The 14,818-nt window shown below is 72.2% G+C and carries 14 protein-coding genes; 8 read left to right on the plus strand and 6 right to left on the minus strand.

What is annotated here, in order from left to right; genetic code table 11:
- Window positions 1-31: 31 nt before the first annotated feature.
- From QN157_09950 to coxB, 3 genes are all read right to left on the minus strand, one after another.
- On the minus strand, window positions 32-673 hold the full coding sequence (locus QN157_09950; GenBank protein ID MDR7555918.1) for a cytochrome c oxidase subunit 3: 642 nt from the start codon (window positions 671-673) through the stop codon (window positions 32-34).
- A gap of 144 nt (window positions 674-817) precedes the next feature.
- Window positions 818-2,617: a cbb3-type cytochrome c oxidase subunit I gene (locus tag QN157_09955; GenBank protein MDR7555919.1), complete on the minus strand. Its 1,800-nt coding sequence runs from the start codon at window positions 2,615-2,617 to the stop codon at window positions 818-820.
- Window positions 2,618-2,648: 31 nt separating this feature from the next.
- A complete protein-coding gene (gene coxB, locus QN157_09960; GenBank protein ID MDR7555920.1) occupies window positions 2,649-3,488 on the minus strand; it encodes a cytochrome c oxidase subunit II in 840 nt (279 codons plus the stop codon).
- A gap of 293 nt (window positions 3,489-3,781) precedes the next feature.
- Here coxB and QN157_09965 point away from each other — a divergent pair, with 293 nt between their 5' ends.
- From QN157_09965 to QN157_09975, 3 genes are all read left to right on the plus strand, one after another.
- On the plus strand, window positions 3,782-4,678 hold the full coding sequence (locus tag QN157_09965; protein ID MDR7555921.1) for a nucleotidyltransferase domain-containing protein: 897 nt from the start codon (window positions 3,782-3,784) through the stop codon (window positions 4,676-4,678).
- A gap of 133 nt (window positions 4,679-4,811) precedes the next feature.
- The gene (locus tag QN157_09970; GenBank protein ID MDR7555922.1) at window positions 4,812-5,090 is read left to right on the plus strand and encodes a NifU N-terminal domain-containing protein; all 279 of its coding nucleotides are present in this window, start codon (window positions 4,812-4,814) and stop codon (window positions 5,088-5,090) included.
- Window positions 5,091-5,135: 45 nt separating this feature from the next.
- The gene (locus QN157_09975) at window positions 5,136-5,639 is read left to right on the plus strand and encodes a hypothetical protein (protein MDR7555923.1); all 504 of its coding nucleotides are present in this window, start codon (window positions 5,136-5,138) and stop codon (window positions 5,637-5,639) included.
- 154 nt (window positions 5,640-5,793) lie between these two features.
- On the opposite strand, the gene QN157_09980 is transcribed toward QN157_09975, so the two are convergent.
- The 3 genes from QN157_09980 to pdhA form a co-directional block, all read right to left on the minus strand.
- Window positions 5,794-7,059 (minus strand): dihydrolipoamide acetyltransferase family protein, encoded by a 1,266-nt coding sequence (locus QN157_09980; GenBank protein ID MDR7555924.1) that lies wholly within the window; start codon window positions 7,057-7,059, stop codon window positions 5,794-5,796.
- A 78-nt stretch (window positions 7,060-7,137) separates the two neighbouring features.
- Entirely contained in the window at window positions 7,138-8,124 is a 987-nt protein-coding gene (locus QN157_09985) for an alpha-ketoacid dehydrogenase subunit beta (GenBank protein ID MDR7555925.1), read from the minus strand.
- Window positions 8,117-9,169 carry a pyruvate dehydrogenase (acetyl-transferring) E1 component subunit alpha gene (pdhA, locus tag QN157_09990; protein ID MDR7555926.1) on the minus strand — a complete coding sequence of 351 codons (1,053 nt, stop codon included), beginning with the start codon at window positions 9,167-9,169 and terminating at the stop codon, window positions 8,117-8,119. Before pdhA ends, QN157_09985 begins: the two co-directional genes overlap by 8 nt.
- 269 nt (window positions 9,170-9,438) lie before the next feature.
- Here pdhA and add point away from each other — a divergent pair, with 269 nt between their 5' ends.
- The 5 genes from add (at window position 9,439) to QN157_10015 (ending at window position 14,809) form a co-directional block, all read left to right on the plus strand.
- Window positions 9,439-10,482, plus strand: a complete 1,044-nt coding sequence (gene add, locus QN157_09995) for an adenosine deaminase (GenBank protein ID MDR7555927.1) — start codon at window positions 9,439-9,441, stop codon at window positions 10,480-10,482.
- 80 nt (window positions 10,483-10,562) lie between these two features.
- A complete protein-coding gene (gene sufC, locus QN157_10000) occupies window positions 10,563-11,393 on the plus strand; it encodes a Fe-S cluster assembly ATPase SufC (GenBank protein MDR7555928.1) in 831 nt (276 codons plus the stop codon).
- Between the two features lie 155 nt (window positions 11,394-11,548).
- Window positions 11,549-12,955, plus strand: coding sequence for a Fe-S cluster assembly protein SufB (sufB, locus tag QN157_10005; GenBank protein ID MDR7555929.1), 1,407 nt, complete (start codon window positions 11,549-11,551; stop codon window positions 12,953-12,955).
- A 169-nt stretch (window positions 12,956-13,124) separates the two neighbouring features.
- Window positions 13,125-14,447 carry a Fe-S cluster assembly protein SufD gene (sufD, locus tag QN157_10010; protein ID MDR7555930.1) on the plus strand — a complete coding sequence of 441 codons (1,323 nt, stop codon included), beginning with the start codon at window positions 13,125-13,127 and terminating at the stop codon, window positions 14,445-14,447.
- A 2-nt stretch (window positions 14,448-14,449) separates the two neighbouring features.
- Window positions 14,450-14,809 (plus strand): non-heme iron oxygenase ferredoxin subunit, encoded by a 360-nt coding sequence (locus tag QN157_10015; protein ID MDR7555931.1) that lies wholly within the window; start codon window positions 14,450-14,452, stop codon window positions 14,807-14,809.
- The last annotated feature ends 9 nt before the right edge of the window (window positions 14,810-14,818 follow it).

Here is a 14,818-nt window from a genome sequence, read left to right on the forward strand (position 1 = left end):
CGCCACCTGCCGCGGGCTGCGCCCCGCCGGTCTACGTCCAGAACAGGATCACCAGCAGGTACAGCCACAGGACGTCCACGAAGTGCCAGTACACTGCAACCGTCGTCAGGGTCGCCGCCTGCGCCGTCGTCGGCACCGCGACCCTGCCTGCGCGCCACCACGCGTAGCCCAGGGCCACGAGCCCGCCCGCCAGGTGCAGGCCGTGGGCGCCCGTCAAGAGATAGAAGAAATCGCTGTGCGGGCTGGTCGCCAGGTAGACGCCGGCAGCCACCAGCGCCCGCCACGCCATCACCTGCCCGACCAGGAACCCCGCCCCCAGCAATGCGGCCACCGCCGTCGCCCGCCGCGCCGCCGCTTTGCGGCCCCGGGGCGCCGCCCGGCGCGCGACCTCCAGCGCGGCGCTGCTGGCCAACAGCATCGCCGTGTTGACCCAGAGGATCGGCGGCATCGCCACCGGCCGCCAGTCGGCCAGGGTCCGACGGGCGAGGTACGTGCTGCTGAACGACGCGAACAGGATGGTCACGACGCCCACCAGCAGCCAGGTCGCCACGCGTGCCGGCTGCAGCGCGGGTGCGCCGTCGCCCGGACCGCGCCCGGGTCCCTCGCCGGCCGCTGGCCCGTGCGGGGGCGGACGGTCGGCGCGCGGTTTCTCCAGGGTCTGGAGGGCGCTCACGGCCTATCCACCCGCTGCTGCGCGCCGACCGCGGCGCGCGGGGCTGCCGTCACGGATCCGCTGGCCCGCCGCGACGCGAGCCGACATCCCGCTGACGCTCGTGCCGACGAGAGAGGCCGTCACGGGTGATCCTCCGGTGCGCCACTACGCGTGCCCGCCATGCCCGTGGGCCGGCGCGGCGACCGCCGCGGCCGGCGTGGTCTGGGGGATGAAGTCCTCGGGGGCGCCGGGCACGCTGTAGTCGTACGCCCACCGGTGCACCTCGGGCTCGACGGCGCCCCAGTTGCCGTGGGGTGGGGGCGACGGTGCCTGCCACTCCAGGGTCGTGGCCCGCCACGGGTTGCGCTCGGCCCGCGGACCCCAGAACAGGCTGTAGACGAAGTTGGCGATGAACAGCAGCTGTGCCAGGCCCAGCCCGAACGCGGCGATGGAGATGGCGGTGTTCAGGGGCTGGACGTCCCGCAGGCGCTCGAACAGCTGGTACGCGTAGTAGCGGCGGGTGACGCCCGCGAAGCCCAGGAAGTGCATGGGGAAGAACGTGGCGTAGATGCCGATGAACGTCAGCCAGAAGTGCAGGCGGCCCAACCGCTCGTTCAGCATCCGGCCGAACATCTTGGGGAACCAGTGGTAGACGCCTGCGAAGACGCCGAACATGGCGGCGCTGGCCATCACGAAGTGGAAGTGCGCCACCACGAAGTAGGTGTCGTGCATCTGGATGTCCACCGGCGGCTGGGCCAGGAAGACCCCGGTGAGCCCGCCCGTGACGAACAGCGAGACGAAGCCGATGGCGAAGAGCATGGCCGGGGTGAACCGGATGCGGGCCCGCCACAGCGTCGCCAGCCAGTTGAACGTCTTCACGGCCGAGGGCACGGCGATGGCCAGGGTGGTGGTCATGAAGGCCATGCCGACCAGCGGGTGCATGCCGCTGGTGTACATGTGGTGGCCCCAGACCAGGAACGAGAGGATGCCGATCGCCGCCATGGACCCCACCATGAAGGGGTAGCCGAAGATGGGCTTGCGGCTGTTGGCTGCCAGGATGTCCGAGACCATGCCCATCGGCGGCAGGATGAGCACGTAGACCTCGGGATGCCCCAGGAACCAGAACAGGTGCTGCCAGAGGATGGGGTTCCCGCCGGTGTGCGACAGCAGCTGCCCGCCCACCACCACCTCGGGCACGAAGAAGCTGGTCCCGGCCAGCCGGTCGAACAGCAGCATGATCACCGCCGCGGTCAGCACCGGGAACGACAGCAGCATGAGCAGCGCCGTGATGAACATGGCCCAGATCGTCAGCGGCAGGCGCAGCATGGACATGCCCCGCGCCCGCAGCTGGAGCACCGTGGTGATGTAGTTCAAGCCGCCGAACAGGAACGCCAGGATCAACACCACCAGGCTCAGCAGCCACAGCGTCTGCCCCAGGCCCGACCCCGGCGCGGCCTGCGCGACGGCCGACAGCGGCGGGTAGGCGGTCCAGCCGCTGCTCGGCGCGCCACCGGTCACGACGAACGCCGCCAGCAGCAGGACCACGGCCGGCGGGTACAGCCAGTACGAGAGGGCGTTCATGAAGGGGAACGCCATGTCCCGGGCGCCGATCTGCAGCGGGATCAGGAAGTTGCCAAATCCCCCCGACAGCGCCGTGGTCAGCACGAAGAAGATCATGATGGTGCCGTGCATGGTGACCAGCGCCAGGTAGAAGTCGGGCTTCAGCACCCCGTTCTGGAAGCCCCCGGGCATGAGGGCCTGCAGCTCCGGCCAGCGCCACCCGGGGAACCCCAGCTGCAGCCGGATCAGCATGGCCAGCACCCCGCCGATCAGCGCCATCACCATCGACGTCAGCAGGTACTGGATGCCGATGATCTTGTGGTCGAGGCTGAAGATGTACTTGCGGAAGAAGCCCAGCTCGTGCTCGACGTGCTCGGTGGTGGCCGCGGCGTGCGAAGTACTCATCGGTTCCGACTCCTCACGCGAGGGATGGGCGCTACCGCGCCGGGGGCAGGGCCGGTTTCTGCTGGCCCAGCCACGCCTGGAACGCGTCAGGGCCCTCGACGATCACCCTGCCGCGCATCACGTAGTGGCCGACGCCGCACAGCTCGGCGCAGGCGATCTCGTAGACGCCGGTCTTCGTGGGGACGAACCAGGTCTCCACGGTCATGCCGGGCACCGCGTCCTGTTTGACCCGGAACTCGGCGACGAAGAAGCTGTGGATCACGTCGCGGGCCCGTACCCGCACCCGCACCGGGCGGTCCACCACCAGGTGGAGGTCGCGGGTGACGAGGTCGTCGGCCGCGGCCGGGTCGGCGGGGTCGAGCCCCCAGGGGTTCCGCCGCGGGTCGATGAGCTTCGGGTCCGTCCGCCCGAACCGCCCGTCGGGGCCCGGGTAGCGGAACTGCCAGGCGAACTGCTCGCCGCGGACTTCGACCACCATGGCGTCGGAGGGGGGCGCGCGGTGGATCTTCGACCAGACCACGCCGCTCATCGAGACCATCACGGCCAGCCCCACGGCCGGCACGAGGGTGTAGGTGAGCTCCAGCCGCCGGTGCTCGTGCCAGTGCGCGGCCCGCTCGTCACCCCGGGCGCCGTGCCGCCACACCAGGTACCCCAGGAACGCGTGGACCAGGACGAAGATGGCGCCGGTGATCCACAGCGTGCTGTAGAAGAGGCGGTCGATCAGCACGCCGTGCGCCGACGCAACCGGCGGCAGCCACCAGCGACCACGGGCGTAGAGCGTGAACGCCACGCCGAGGGCCACGGTGGCGAAGATCAGCGCCGCGACCTTGGCCGCCGTGCGGCGCTCGTCCGCGTGGGTGGGGATGGGCATGCGTGCCAACCTCGGTCAGCGGTCTGGGGTCGTGCGACAAGTGTACCAATTGGCGCCGCGGATGCCAAACTCCTGCGGTCAGGCGCCGCCGCGCGTGCCGGTGGGCCGCCGCGGGCCGGGATCGGCTCGACGCTCCCAGGCCAGCCCGGTGTCGCCACGGCGCGGTGGCGGGCGGAGCCTGGCGGGGTCGGGCCGTCCGGGCACCGGCAGCAGGGCGCCGTCCGCCGCGCACGAAAAGAGTCCCCCAGAAGGCGCTGGTCGCTTCGGGCGCACCGCGGCGCCGGAGAGTACCGGTGGATGCACTCCATCACCTGAAGACGTTCTTCGAGGGCGAGGACGAGGTGGCTGCGGTCTACGTCTACGGCCGCTATCCACCCGGGCCCAGTTTTCCCGACACCGACATCGAGCTGGCGCTGCTCTTCCCCGACGACGCCGACGAGGACGACGTGCGCGGGTACCTGGAGCGGCTCTCGGAGCAGAACCCGCTGGGCCCGCTCCCGGGCATCCTGATGCCGGCTGCCCTCAACACCCACATCCTGCCCGTGATCTACGAGGTGTTGACCGCCGGCGAGCTGCTGGTGGACAACGATCCCGCCACGCGCGAGGCGTTCGCGGCGCGCACCCGGGCCCGCCTGGAGGCGGAACGGCCGCAGCTGTTGCAGGACGCCCGCATCGCCATCCTGCAGGCCCGGTCGCTGGGGCTCGCCCAGCCCGCCCGGGCCGAGGCCCTGCTGCCCCAGCCGCCGAAGTCCCTCGACCCGATGCGCATCGGCTGGCGGTTGGGCCGCCTGCTGGCGTCGTCCAGCATGCTCGAGACGCTGACGCGCGACGCCGAGGCCGCCGGCCGCGACGCCGACCGGCTGGCGCAGGTGCTCGGGTGGTTCAGCAACGGGGCGGGCGCGGCCACCGGCATCGCCAAGGCGATGCTCAGCATCTTCGACCTGGAACGGCCGCCGCGGCGCTGGCAGGTCTTCCTGCCGCTGGCCGACCAGGCGCTGGTGCCCATGGACCTGGCCCTGGAACTGGCGTCGATGGTGGAAGTGCGCTGGCAGGTGCTGACGTCCACCGGCCTGCTCTCGGCCGAGCGGCTGACCGCGCGCGTCCGCGGCTTCCTGCCCGCCATGGTGGCGTTCGCCCGGCAGGCTGCGTGGTTCTGCGAGGTCCCCGGGGGCGACGCGCACGTCCACTGAGGCGGGCCGGCACCCCGTGGGCCGGCGCCCAAGGAACCGGCCGGGGGCAACGCGAACACCACCTGCGGCGCGCGCAGCGCGCAGCACGCGCCGGCGCGCGGGGCGCGCCGGCGTCCGGGCGCAGGAGGTCTGTGTGACGGACCCGGTACGGATCGAGATCCAGCCCACGCCGAACGTCAACGCCATGAAGTTCGTGCTGAACCGGCGGCTGACGGAAGGCCGCAGCCAGACCTTCCGCTCGCCCCAGGAGGCCGCGGGTCACCCGCTGGCAGCGCGGCTGCTGGCGATTCCCGGCGTGGTGCAGGTGTTCCTGCTGAACGACTTCCTGACGGTGACGCGCGACCCTTCGGCCGCGTGGGAGGAGATCGTCGACGCGGCGCAGGCCGCGATTCGCGACCACTTCGCCGGCTGAAGGCCGCGCGCCGGCCACCACGCCCACGGAGACGGAGGGATCGGTGTGACGGACAGGCCATTCGAGGTCATCGCCGAGATCGCCCTGCAGGGCCTGCCGACCAGCGGCGACATCGCCCGCGTCGGCGAGGAGGTCGAGCGCGCGCGGCAGGCCACGCCTGCCGTCGTGCGCGCTACGGTCGTGCCGCCGGCGCGGTTTCGCGACGGCACCTACTGCCTCGAGACGCGGTGCGCGGTGTGGGCGGCCGATGGCGCCGCCGCGGTGGCCGCGGTGGAGCGGCTGCTGCGCGGCGCCGGCCTGACGACCCGGACCGTGCACCTCTCCGGCCGCGCGCTCACCGCGGCCGACGTGCCCCCGCCGCCTGCACAGCCCCAGACCACAACGGGCGGGTCGGGGAGCAGCCGCCCTGCGCCGGCGCGCCGGCGGGGCGCGCGCGCGGCGAACGCGGCGGGCAAAGCGGCGCCGGCAGCGCGCCGGCGCGGTGGGGCAGGAGCGTCGCGCGGGGCAGCGTCCAAGGGCAAAGCTTCCAGCAGCCGTCGGGGGCGGTAGAGCACCTGGAACACGCTGGCGCGACGGTCAGCGTGGCCGCCGGAGGACGAGGCGGGCGATAGGAGACCTCGGGCATCGCCGGCAGACCACGGGACCACGGTGGGGCGACACCGCAGGGCGGCGTGTGAGTCTGTAGGCCCTGCCCAGCCACGCGTTAGCCGGTGCGCTCGCCCTCGGGGATCTCCGTAACGAGCCAGACCGGCGCCTCCAGCAGCCGTCGGATCTCCCCCAGGAACTGGGCGGCCTCGGCGCCGTCGGTGACCCGGTGGTCGGCGGAGAGCGTCGCGTGCATCACCGTGGCCACCTGCACGGTGCCGTCGCGCACCACCGGCGTCGGTGTCGCTGCGCCCACGGCCAGGATGGCGGCCTGCGGGGGATTGACGATGGCGGCGAACGCCTCCACGCCGTAGGGTCCCAGGTTGCTCACCGTGAAGGTGCCGCCGACGAGATCGTCGGGCCGGAGGTGGCCGGCCCGCGCCCGCTCGATGAGGGCCTTGCTCTCGTGGGCGATGACCCACAGCGGCTTGCGGTCGACGTCGTGCAGGACCGGGGAGACGAGCCCCTCGGCGACCGGCACCGCGATGCTGATGTTGACGGCAGCCGGGTGGCGGATCACGTCGCCCGCAAACGACGCGTTGAGGTTGGGGTAGCGCCGCAGCGCCAGCGCCGCAGCCCGGACCACCAGGTCGTTGACGGTGACCTTCGCGGCCTCGGGCAGCCGGTCGTTGAGTTGCCGGCGCAGGTCCAGGGCGGCGTCCATGGCGATGGCCATGGTCACGTAGAAGTGCGGCACCTGCTGTTTGCTCTCGGTCATGCGGCGCGCGATGGTGGCACGCATGCGCGAGAGCGGCACCTCGCGCCCTGCAGCCGCCGGGGGCATCGCGGGCGCTGGTGTCGGTGCGGGGCGGGCGGCACGTGCCGCGATGGCGGCCTCGACGTCTTCTTTGGTGATGCGCCCTTCGGGGCCGCTGCCGCGGATCGTCTCGAGCGGGATGCCGTGCTCGGCCGCCAGCCGGCGCGCCAGGGGCGAGGCCCGTACCGCGCCGGCCGGCGGCGCGGCGGGGGGTGCGCTCGCCGGTGGGGGAGCGGCTGCCTGCGCAGTCGCCGCAGCGGCCGGCGCGCCGGTGCCCGCGGGGGTCTCTGGCGCCCGGGACGGCGGTGCCTCGGCAGCCGGCGCCGCCTCGCCGGGCCGCGTCAGGATGGCGATGGGCGCGCCGACCGGTACCGCGCTCCCCGGCGCCACCAGCACACGGCTGAGGACGCCGTCCCACTCGGCCTCCAGCTCGACGTTGACCTTGTCGGTCTCGATCTCGGCGATGGGCTCGCCCTTGCGCACCGGGTCGCCCGGCTGCTTCAGCCACCGGAGCACCTTGCCCTCGGTCATGGCGTCGCCCATCTTGGGCATGATGACCTCGGCCATCAACCGACCCCCTGACGCGCAGCGCTGTCGTCGGGAGCCCAGAGCCACACGCGGCAGCCCGTCGGTCGGTCTCCCATGCTACCGCCCCTCACGGTAGAGCACGCGGCGGGCCGCGGCCACGATGTCGGCCTCGTGGGGGATCGCCAGCAGCTCCAGCTCGCGGGCGTAGGGCATCGGCACGTCCGCGCCGGTGACGCGTTCCACCGGCGCGTCCAGCAGGTCGAACGCGCCCTCGTAGATCGTCGCCGCGATCTCGGCGGCGGCGCCAAAGGGCTTCCACTGTTCCTGCACCACCACCGCGCGGTGCGTCTTCGCCACGGAGCGCACCAGCGTCTCGCCGTCCAGCGGCCGCAGCGAGCGCAGGTTGATCACCTCGGCGTCGATGCCCTCGTCGGCGAGCTGCCGCGCGGCCTCCAGCGCCACCAGGAGCATCCGGCTGTAGGCCACGATGGTGACGTCGCGCCCCGGCCGCGCCACCTCGGCCCGGCCGAACGGCAGCGCGCCGTCGCCGTCGGGGACGGGGCCCTTGGTGCCGTACAGCGCGGCGTTCTCCAGGAAGATCACCGGATCGCGGCCCCGCAGCGCCGTGCGCAGCAGGCCCCACGCGTCGGCCGGGGTCGCCGGCGCCACCACCCGCAGCCCGGGGACGTGGGCGTAGAACACCTCGACACTCTGGGAGTGCTGTGCCGACAGCTGGACCCCCGCGCCGTTGGGTCCGCGGATCACCAGCGGCACGTCGACCTGCCCGCCCGAGAAGTAGCGCACCTTGGCCGCGTTGTTGACGATCTGGTCGAAGGCCAGCAGCGAGAAGTTCCAGGTCATCACCTCGACCACCGGCCGCAGGCCCAGCAGGGCCATGCCGATGGCGGCGCCCACGAACCCTTCCTCGGAGATCGGGGTGTCGATGACGCGCCGCGGCCCGAACCGTGCCAGCAGGTCCGCGGTGACCCGGAACGTCCCCTGGTAGAGCCCGATGTCCTCGCCGAGCAACAGCACCGTCGGATCGCGCTCCATCGCGTCGATGAGCGCGGCGCGGATGGCGTCGCGGTAGGTGAGCTCAGGCATCGGCGGGCGCGCCGTAGACGTGCGCCGTCAGCTCCTCGGGGCCGGGCGGCGGGCTCTCCTCGGCAAAGCGCACGGCCTCGGCCACGACCTGTTCGGCCTCCTCCTGGATGCGCGCGACGGTGGCGTCGTCCAGCACGCCGGCCTCGCGCAACCGGCGCTCCAGCAGCAGGATGGGATCACGACGGCGCTGCGCGTCGACCTCCTCCTTGGTGCGGTACGGCTGGAACAGGTCGGCGGCGCCGTGGCCGGCGAAGCGGTAGGTGAGGGCCTCCACCGCGTACGGGCGCCCGGTGGCCCGCACGTCGGCGATGACCCGGGCTGCGGTCTGTCGCACCACGAAGAAGTCCATGCCGTCGATGCGCTCGCCGGGGATGGCGTACTGCGCGAAGCGCGCCGCCAGGTCGGTCACGGCCGACGAGCGCACGACCGACGTGCCCATGGCGTACTCGTTGTTCTCGACCACGAGGACCAGCGGGCACAGCCCCTCCTTCCCCCACAGCCCGGCCATGTTCAGGGCCTCGTGGAGGGCGCCGCTGTTCATGGCCCCATCGCCCAGGAAGCAGACGCACACACGGTCCTCCTGACGGTACCGCAGCGCGTAGGCGGCTCCCACGGCGAGCGGGACGTGGGCGCCCACGATGCCGTAGCCGCCGTAGAACCCCCGCGCCACGTCGAACAGGTGCATCGAGCCGCCCTTGCCGCGGGCGAGCCCCGTGACCTTCCCGAACAACTCCGCCATGACCGCCCCCGGGGACGCACCGCGGAACAGGGCGTGGGCGTGGTCGCGGTAGGCGGTGAAGAAGATGTCGGTCTCGCGCAGTTCGGCGAGGAAGCCGGCGGCCACCGCCTCCTGGCCGCTGTAGACGTGCAGGTAGCCACCGATCTTGCCGCGGCGGAACGCCCGTTCGGTCTCCTCCTCGAAGCGGCGAGCGATGACCATCTGCCGGTACCAGGCGACCGCCGACGTCAGGTGCTCGGGCGACCGCCGGTCCGTCGCGAGCGCGGAGGTGGCGCTGTCGTCGGGCCGGCCCGTCCGGTTGGGCATGCCGTCCTGCTCCCTCCCCATGGCCTCGTGGGCGGAAGGATGAGCCGCGCGCACGCGCGGAGGTGCCGGCGCTGCGCGCGCACTTCATTACTATACCAGATCCGCGCAACCCGCCCTCCGAGGTCGGTCCGCACTGTCTGCGGACGGGGCGGCACGGCGCCGTGCGCGGCAGGCGCGGACGTGTCGCGCCGCGGTCGTCGGCGCACGAGGTGATTTGCGTGCGGGCGGCGCTGCGGGTAGGCTAGAGGCAGCGCCAGAAAGGAGCCGGCATGTCCACCGACGCCCTGGACGCGTTCGTCGCCACGTTGCCCAAGATCGAGCTCCACGTCCACCTGGAGACGTCGCTGCGCCTGCGGCGCCTGGTCGAGCGCACCGGCGCGGGGCCGGCGCTGGGCGCGCCGCACCTGGTGGCCGACCCCGCGGTGTTCGTCGGCTACGACCGCCTGCGCCGGCTGCGGTACGCCGGGCGCGCCGGGCGGGTACCCGACGCCTGGTACACCCGGGAGCGCATCGCCGCCATCACGGCCGAGCTGGTGCGGGAGGCGGCGGCGCAGCACGTCCGGTACGTGGAGGTGCGGGTGGGCGGCCGCCGCGGCTTCGCGCTGCTGGGTGTCCGCGGCATGCTGGAGGCGATGGCCGAGGGCGCAGCCAGCGTGCGGGAGCTGGGGGTCGGCTACGGGGCGATCGTCACGGTGGTGCGCGAGCGCGGGCCCGAGGACGCGGCACGCCTGGTGGCCGAGGCCGTCGCGTGCCGCGACTGCGGCGTGGTCGGCATCGACCTGGCCGGCGACGAGCAGAACTTCCCGCCGGCGCTGTTCGCCGCCGCGCTGCGGCCAGCACGCGACGCCGGGCTGGGCCTGACGGTGCACGCCGGCGAGTTCGCCGGACCGGCGGGCATCTGGACGGCCCTGTACCACCTGGGCGCCGATCGCATCGGCCACGGCATCCGCGCCGTGGAGGACCCGGCACTGCTCGACCACCTGCGCCACCGCGGGGTGACGCTGGAGCTGTGCCCGACCAGCAACGTGCGGTTGGGGCTGGTGCCGTCGCTGGCCCGGCACCCGCTGGGCGCACTGCGCCGCGCCGGCGTGTCGGTCACCGTCAACAGCGACGATCCGCTGCTGCTCCAGACCTCGCTCTCCCGGGAGCTGACGGCCGTCGCGCGGGCGCAGGGCCTGACGCCGGCCGACCTGGTGGAGCTGCAGGCGGCGGCCGCCCGTGCCGCGTTCGCCCCCGAGGCCGTGCGGCAGGCGCTGGAAGCCGCGGTCCGCGCGGTGCCGCTGGCGGCCGCGGGCGGCAGCCCCGTGCCGTGACGAGCCTTGATTTGTTGAGTGAATTAGTCTAGAATTGGCGCGTGCGGCGGTGCGATTCATGCCGCCGCCAGGAGGAGCGCATGGCCGATCTCGTCATCCGGGACCTCCACGTGCAGGTGGAGGACAAGGTGATCCTCAAGGGCGTTACCCTAGACGTCAGCCGGGGAGAGATCCACGCCCTCATGGGGCCCAACGGCTCGGGCAAGAGCACCCTCGCCAACGTCCTGATGGGCAACCCGTTCTACCAGGTGGTGCGCGGCGAGGTGCTCTACAAGGGCGAGGACCTGCTGGCCATGTCGCCCGACGAACGGGCCCGCAAGGGGTTGTTCATCGCCTTCCAGTACCCGGTGAGCATTCCGGGTGTGACCATGGCCAGCTTCCTGCGCACGGCGGTCTCGGCCCGTCGGGGCATGGAGCAGGAGCTGGTGCCCGTGGCGGAGTTCCAGCGGCTGGTGCGGGCCAAGCTCGAGGCCCTGAAGATGGATCCGGCCATCCTGGGCCGCTACGTCAACGAGGGCTTCTCGGGTGGCGAGAAGAAGCGCGCCGAGATCCTGCAGATGGCGCTGCTGGAGCCCGAGATCGCCATCATGGACGAGACCGACTCGGGGCTGGACATCGACTCGGTCAAGATCGTGGCCGACGGCATCATGCGCATGTACGAGGAGCAGCGGGGCGGCATGGGCGTGCTGGTGATCACCCACTACTCGCGGATCCTCCAGTACATCCGCCCGCACCACGTGCACATCATGTACGACGGGCGGGTGGTGGTCTCGGGCGGACCCGAGCTGGCCCAGGAGCTGGAGGAGCGCGGGTACGAGGAGATCCGCCGCCAGTTCGAGGTGATCGCGGCCGAGGTTCAGGAGGCCGGCGCCGTCCGCCGCGCCGGGAAGGTGTTCTGGGTGGTACACTGAGGGCGCGGCGTGCGCAGGTGACGCGCCGCCGCGCCGGGGTGTGATGTCCGACCGCCGGGACGTCGTCGCCAGCCACCGGCGGGGGCGCAGGGCCCGACGGTCGAGGACAGGACCTGACGGTCGAGGAGAGGACCTGACGGTCGAGGAGAGGATCGATGGCGACCACGAGTCCGCTGGGGATCGAGCTCGACCACTACAAGTACGGCTTCCGCGAGCCCGAGAGGTACGTCTTCAAGTCGCGCCGCGGGCTCGATCGGGAGGTCGTCGAGCAGATCTCCTACATGAAGCAGGAGCCGGACTGGATGCGGGCGTTCCGGCTCCACGCCTACGAGCACTTCGTGCGGCGGCCCATGCCCACGTGGGGCGCCGACCTGTCGGGCATCAACTTCGACGAGATCTACTACTACATCAAGCCCACCGAGAAGCAGGGGCGGTCGTGGGACGAGCTGCCCGAGGAGATCAAGCGCACCTACGATCGGCTGGGCATCCCCGAAGCCGAGAAGAAGTTCCTGGCGGGGGTGGGGGCCCAGTACGAGAGCGAGGTCGTCTACCACAACCTCAAGGAGGAGTGGGAGCGCCTCGGCGTCATCTTCGTCGACACCGACACGGCGGTACGGCTCTACCCCGACCTGGTGCGCGAGTACTTCGGTACCGTGGTCCCGCCCGAAGACAACAAGTTCGCCGCGCTCAACTCGGCGGTATGGTCGGGCGGCTCGTTCATCTACGTGCCGGCCAACGTCAAGGTGGACATCCCGCTCCAGGCCTACTTCCGCATCAACGCCGAGGCCATGGGGCAGTTCGAGCGGACCCTCATCATCTGCGAGCCCGGCTCCTACGTGCACTACGTCGAAGGGTGCACGGCGCCGATCTACACCACCGACTCGCTGCACTCCGCCGTGGTGGAGATCATCGTCAAGGAAGGCGCCCGGTGCCGCTACACGACCATCCAGAACTGGTCCAAGAACGTCTACAACCTGGTGACCAAGCGCGCGGTGGCGTACCGGGACGCCACCATGGAGTGGGTGGACGGGAATTTGGGCTCCAAGATCACGATGAAGTACCCCTCGGTCTACATGGTCGAGCCCGGCGCCAAGGCCGAGATCCTGTCGGTGGCCTTCGCGGGCGCCGGTCAGCATCAGGACCCCGGGGGCAAGGTCGTCCACGCCGCGCCCCACACCCAGTCGAGCATCGTGAGCAAGTCGATCGCCAAGGACGGCGGGCGGGCCGGGTACCGCGGGCTGGTCAAGGTCTACCCCGGCGCCAAGGGCAGCCGGTGCGCGGTGCGCTGCGACGCGCTGATCCTCGACCCGCGCAGCCGGTCCGATACGTATCCGTACATGGAGATCGACGAGGAGGACGTTTCCATCACCCACGAGGCGACGGTCTCCAAGGTCTCCGACGAGCAGCTGTTCTACCTGATGAGCCGCGGCATCAAGGAGGACGAGGCGATGAACATGATCGTCCGCGGCTTCATCGAGCCCATCGTGAAGGAGCTGCCCCTGGAGTACGCCGTGGAGCTGAACCGCCTGATCGCCCTGGAGATGGAGGGCTCGGTGGGCTGAGCCGGGACGCCGCGGCGGGGGCCGACGGGCACCCGCCGCTGGCGCGCGGCCGGGCGCGGCCTGGTCGGGCGGCGCAGGTTCCGTTCCGGGCGACAGCGGGCAGCGTGCCCGCCTCCGCACGGCCGCCCCGAGCCGCGTACGGACGCATCGACGCGTACGGAGGAGCACCGTGAGCGATCGCACGTCGTCCCTCGTCGCGCGGGCCGGGCTGCTGGACCCGGCCGCCCTCGAGGCTGCCAGCCGACAGGCCAACGATCCCGCCTGGATGCGGGAGCGCCGTGACGCTGCCTGGGCCGCCGCCATGCGCCTGCCCCACCCGGCCGAGGTCTGGCCCGAGGAGTGGCGGCGTACCGACACCAGCGGCCTGGACCTGGCTGCGGTCGGCCTGGCCACGGAACCGGGGGCCCTGCCACCCGAATCCGCAGCGGTCGGCGGCCCCGACGAGCGGGCCGGCCTGCTGGTTGCCGCCGACGGGCGTGCCGTGGTGGAGGTCGAGGCCGCGCTGCGTGACCGCGGCGTGATCTTCTCCGACCTGGCAGGCGCCGTCGCGGCCCATCCTGAGCTCGTCCGCGAGTACTTCCTGCGCACCGTACCCGAGGTCGACCGGCACCGCTTCCGGGCGCTCCACGCCGCGCTGTGGACCGGGGGCGTGTTCCTGTACGTGCCGCCAGGCGTGGAGGTGGCGCTGCCGCTGGTGGCCCACACCTGGCTGAGTGCTGCGGGTGCCGCGATCTTCCCCCACACGGTGGTGGTGGCGGCGCCGGGGAGCCGGGTCACGGTGGTCGAGCTGTTCGGATCCGCCGACGGCGCCGCCCGGCAGGTGGCCACCGCCGTGGCCGAGCTCGTCGTGCAGGACGGCGCCCAGGTGCGCTACGTCGCCGTCCGCGACTGGGCGGCGCCCATGTGGGAGGTCGGCAGCCTGGTGCGGGCCCGCGTGGGGCGCGATGCCGCCGTGCACAGCCTGGTGGTCGGGCTGGGCGGCGGGTTGCTGAAGGTCGACGTCGAAGCGTACCTCGACGGGCCCGGCGCGTCCGCGGAGATGCTGGGCCTGTACTTCGCCGCCGACGGTCAGCACATGGACTTCCACACGCTCCAGGAGCACGCCGCGCCGCACACCACCAGCGACCTGTTGTACAAGGGGGCCGTGCGTGATACGGCCAAGACCGTCTTCGCCGGGCTGATCCGCGTCCAGTGGGGCGCCCAGAAGACCAACGCGTTCCAGTCCAACCGCAACCTGATCCTCTCGGCAGGCGCGCGGGCCGACTCGATCCCCAAGCTGGAGATCATGGCCAACGACTTGCGCTGTACCCACGGCTCGGCCACCAGCCGTCTGCACGAGGACCACATCTTCTACCTGATGAGCCGCGGCCTGACCCGGGCGCAGGCCGTGCGCATGATCGTCGAAGGGTTCTTCGCCGACGTCTTCGACCGGATCCCCGTCGAGCGGCTGCGCGCGTACCTGCAGGCGCGCATCGCCGACAAGATGGCCTGACCATGGACGAGGTCGCTGCCGACACCTTCGTGCGGGTCGCCACCCTGGCCGAGGTGCCGCCGGGTACGGCCAGAGCGGTGGACGTGGCCGGCCGGCGGATCGCCCTGGTGAACGTCGGGGGCACCGTGTACGCCATCGACGACACCTGTACCCACGAGCGCGTGTCGCTGGCCGGTGGGCAGGTCACCGGCGAGATCATCGTCTGCCCCAAGCACGGCTCGCGGTTCCACGTCCCGACCGGCCGGGTGCTGTCCCTGCCCGCGGTCCGGCCGGTCAGCACCTACGCGGTGAAGGTGGAGGGCGACGCCATCTGGGTGTCGCCGCAGCCCCGGCCCGGCCAGGGGATGCCGCATCGGCGGTAGGGGGAGGGC

The sequence above is a fragment of the Armatimonadota bacterium genome (assembly GCA_031459855.1).
In the GTDB taxonomy this organism is placed as follows: domain Bacteria; phylum Sysuimicrobiota; class Sysuimicrobiia; order Sysuimicrobiales; family Humicultoraceae; genus Fervidifonticultor; species Fervidifonticultor primus.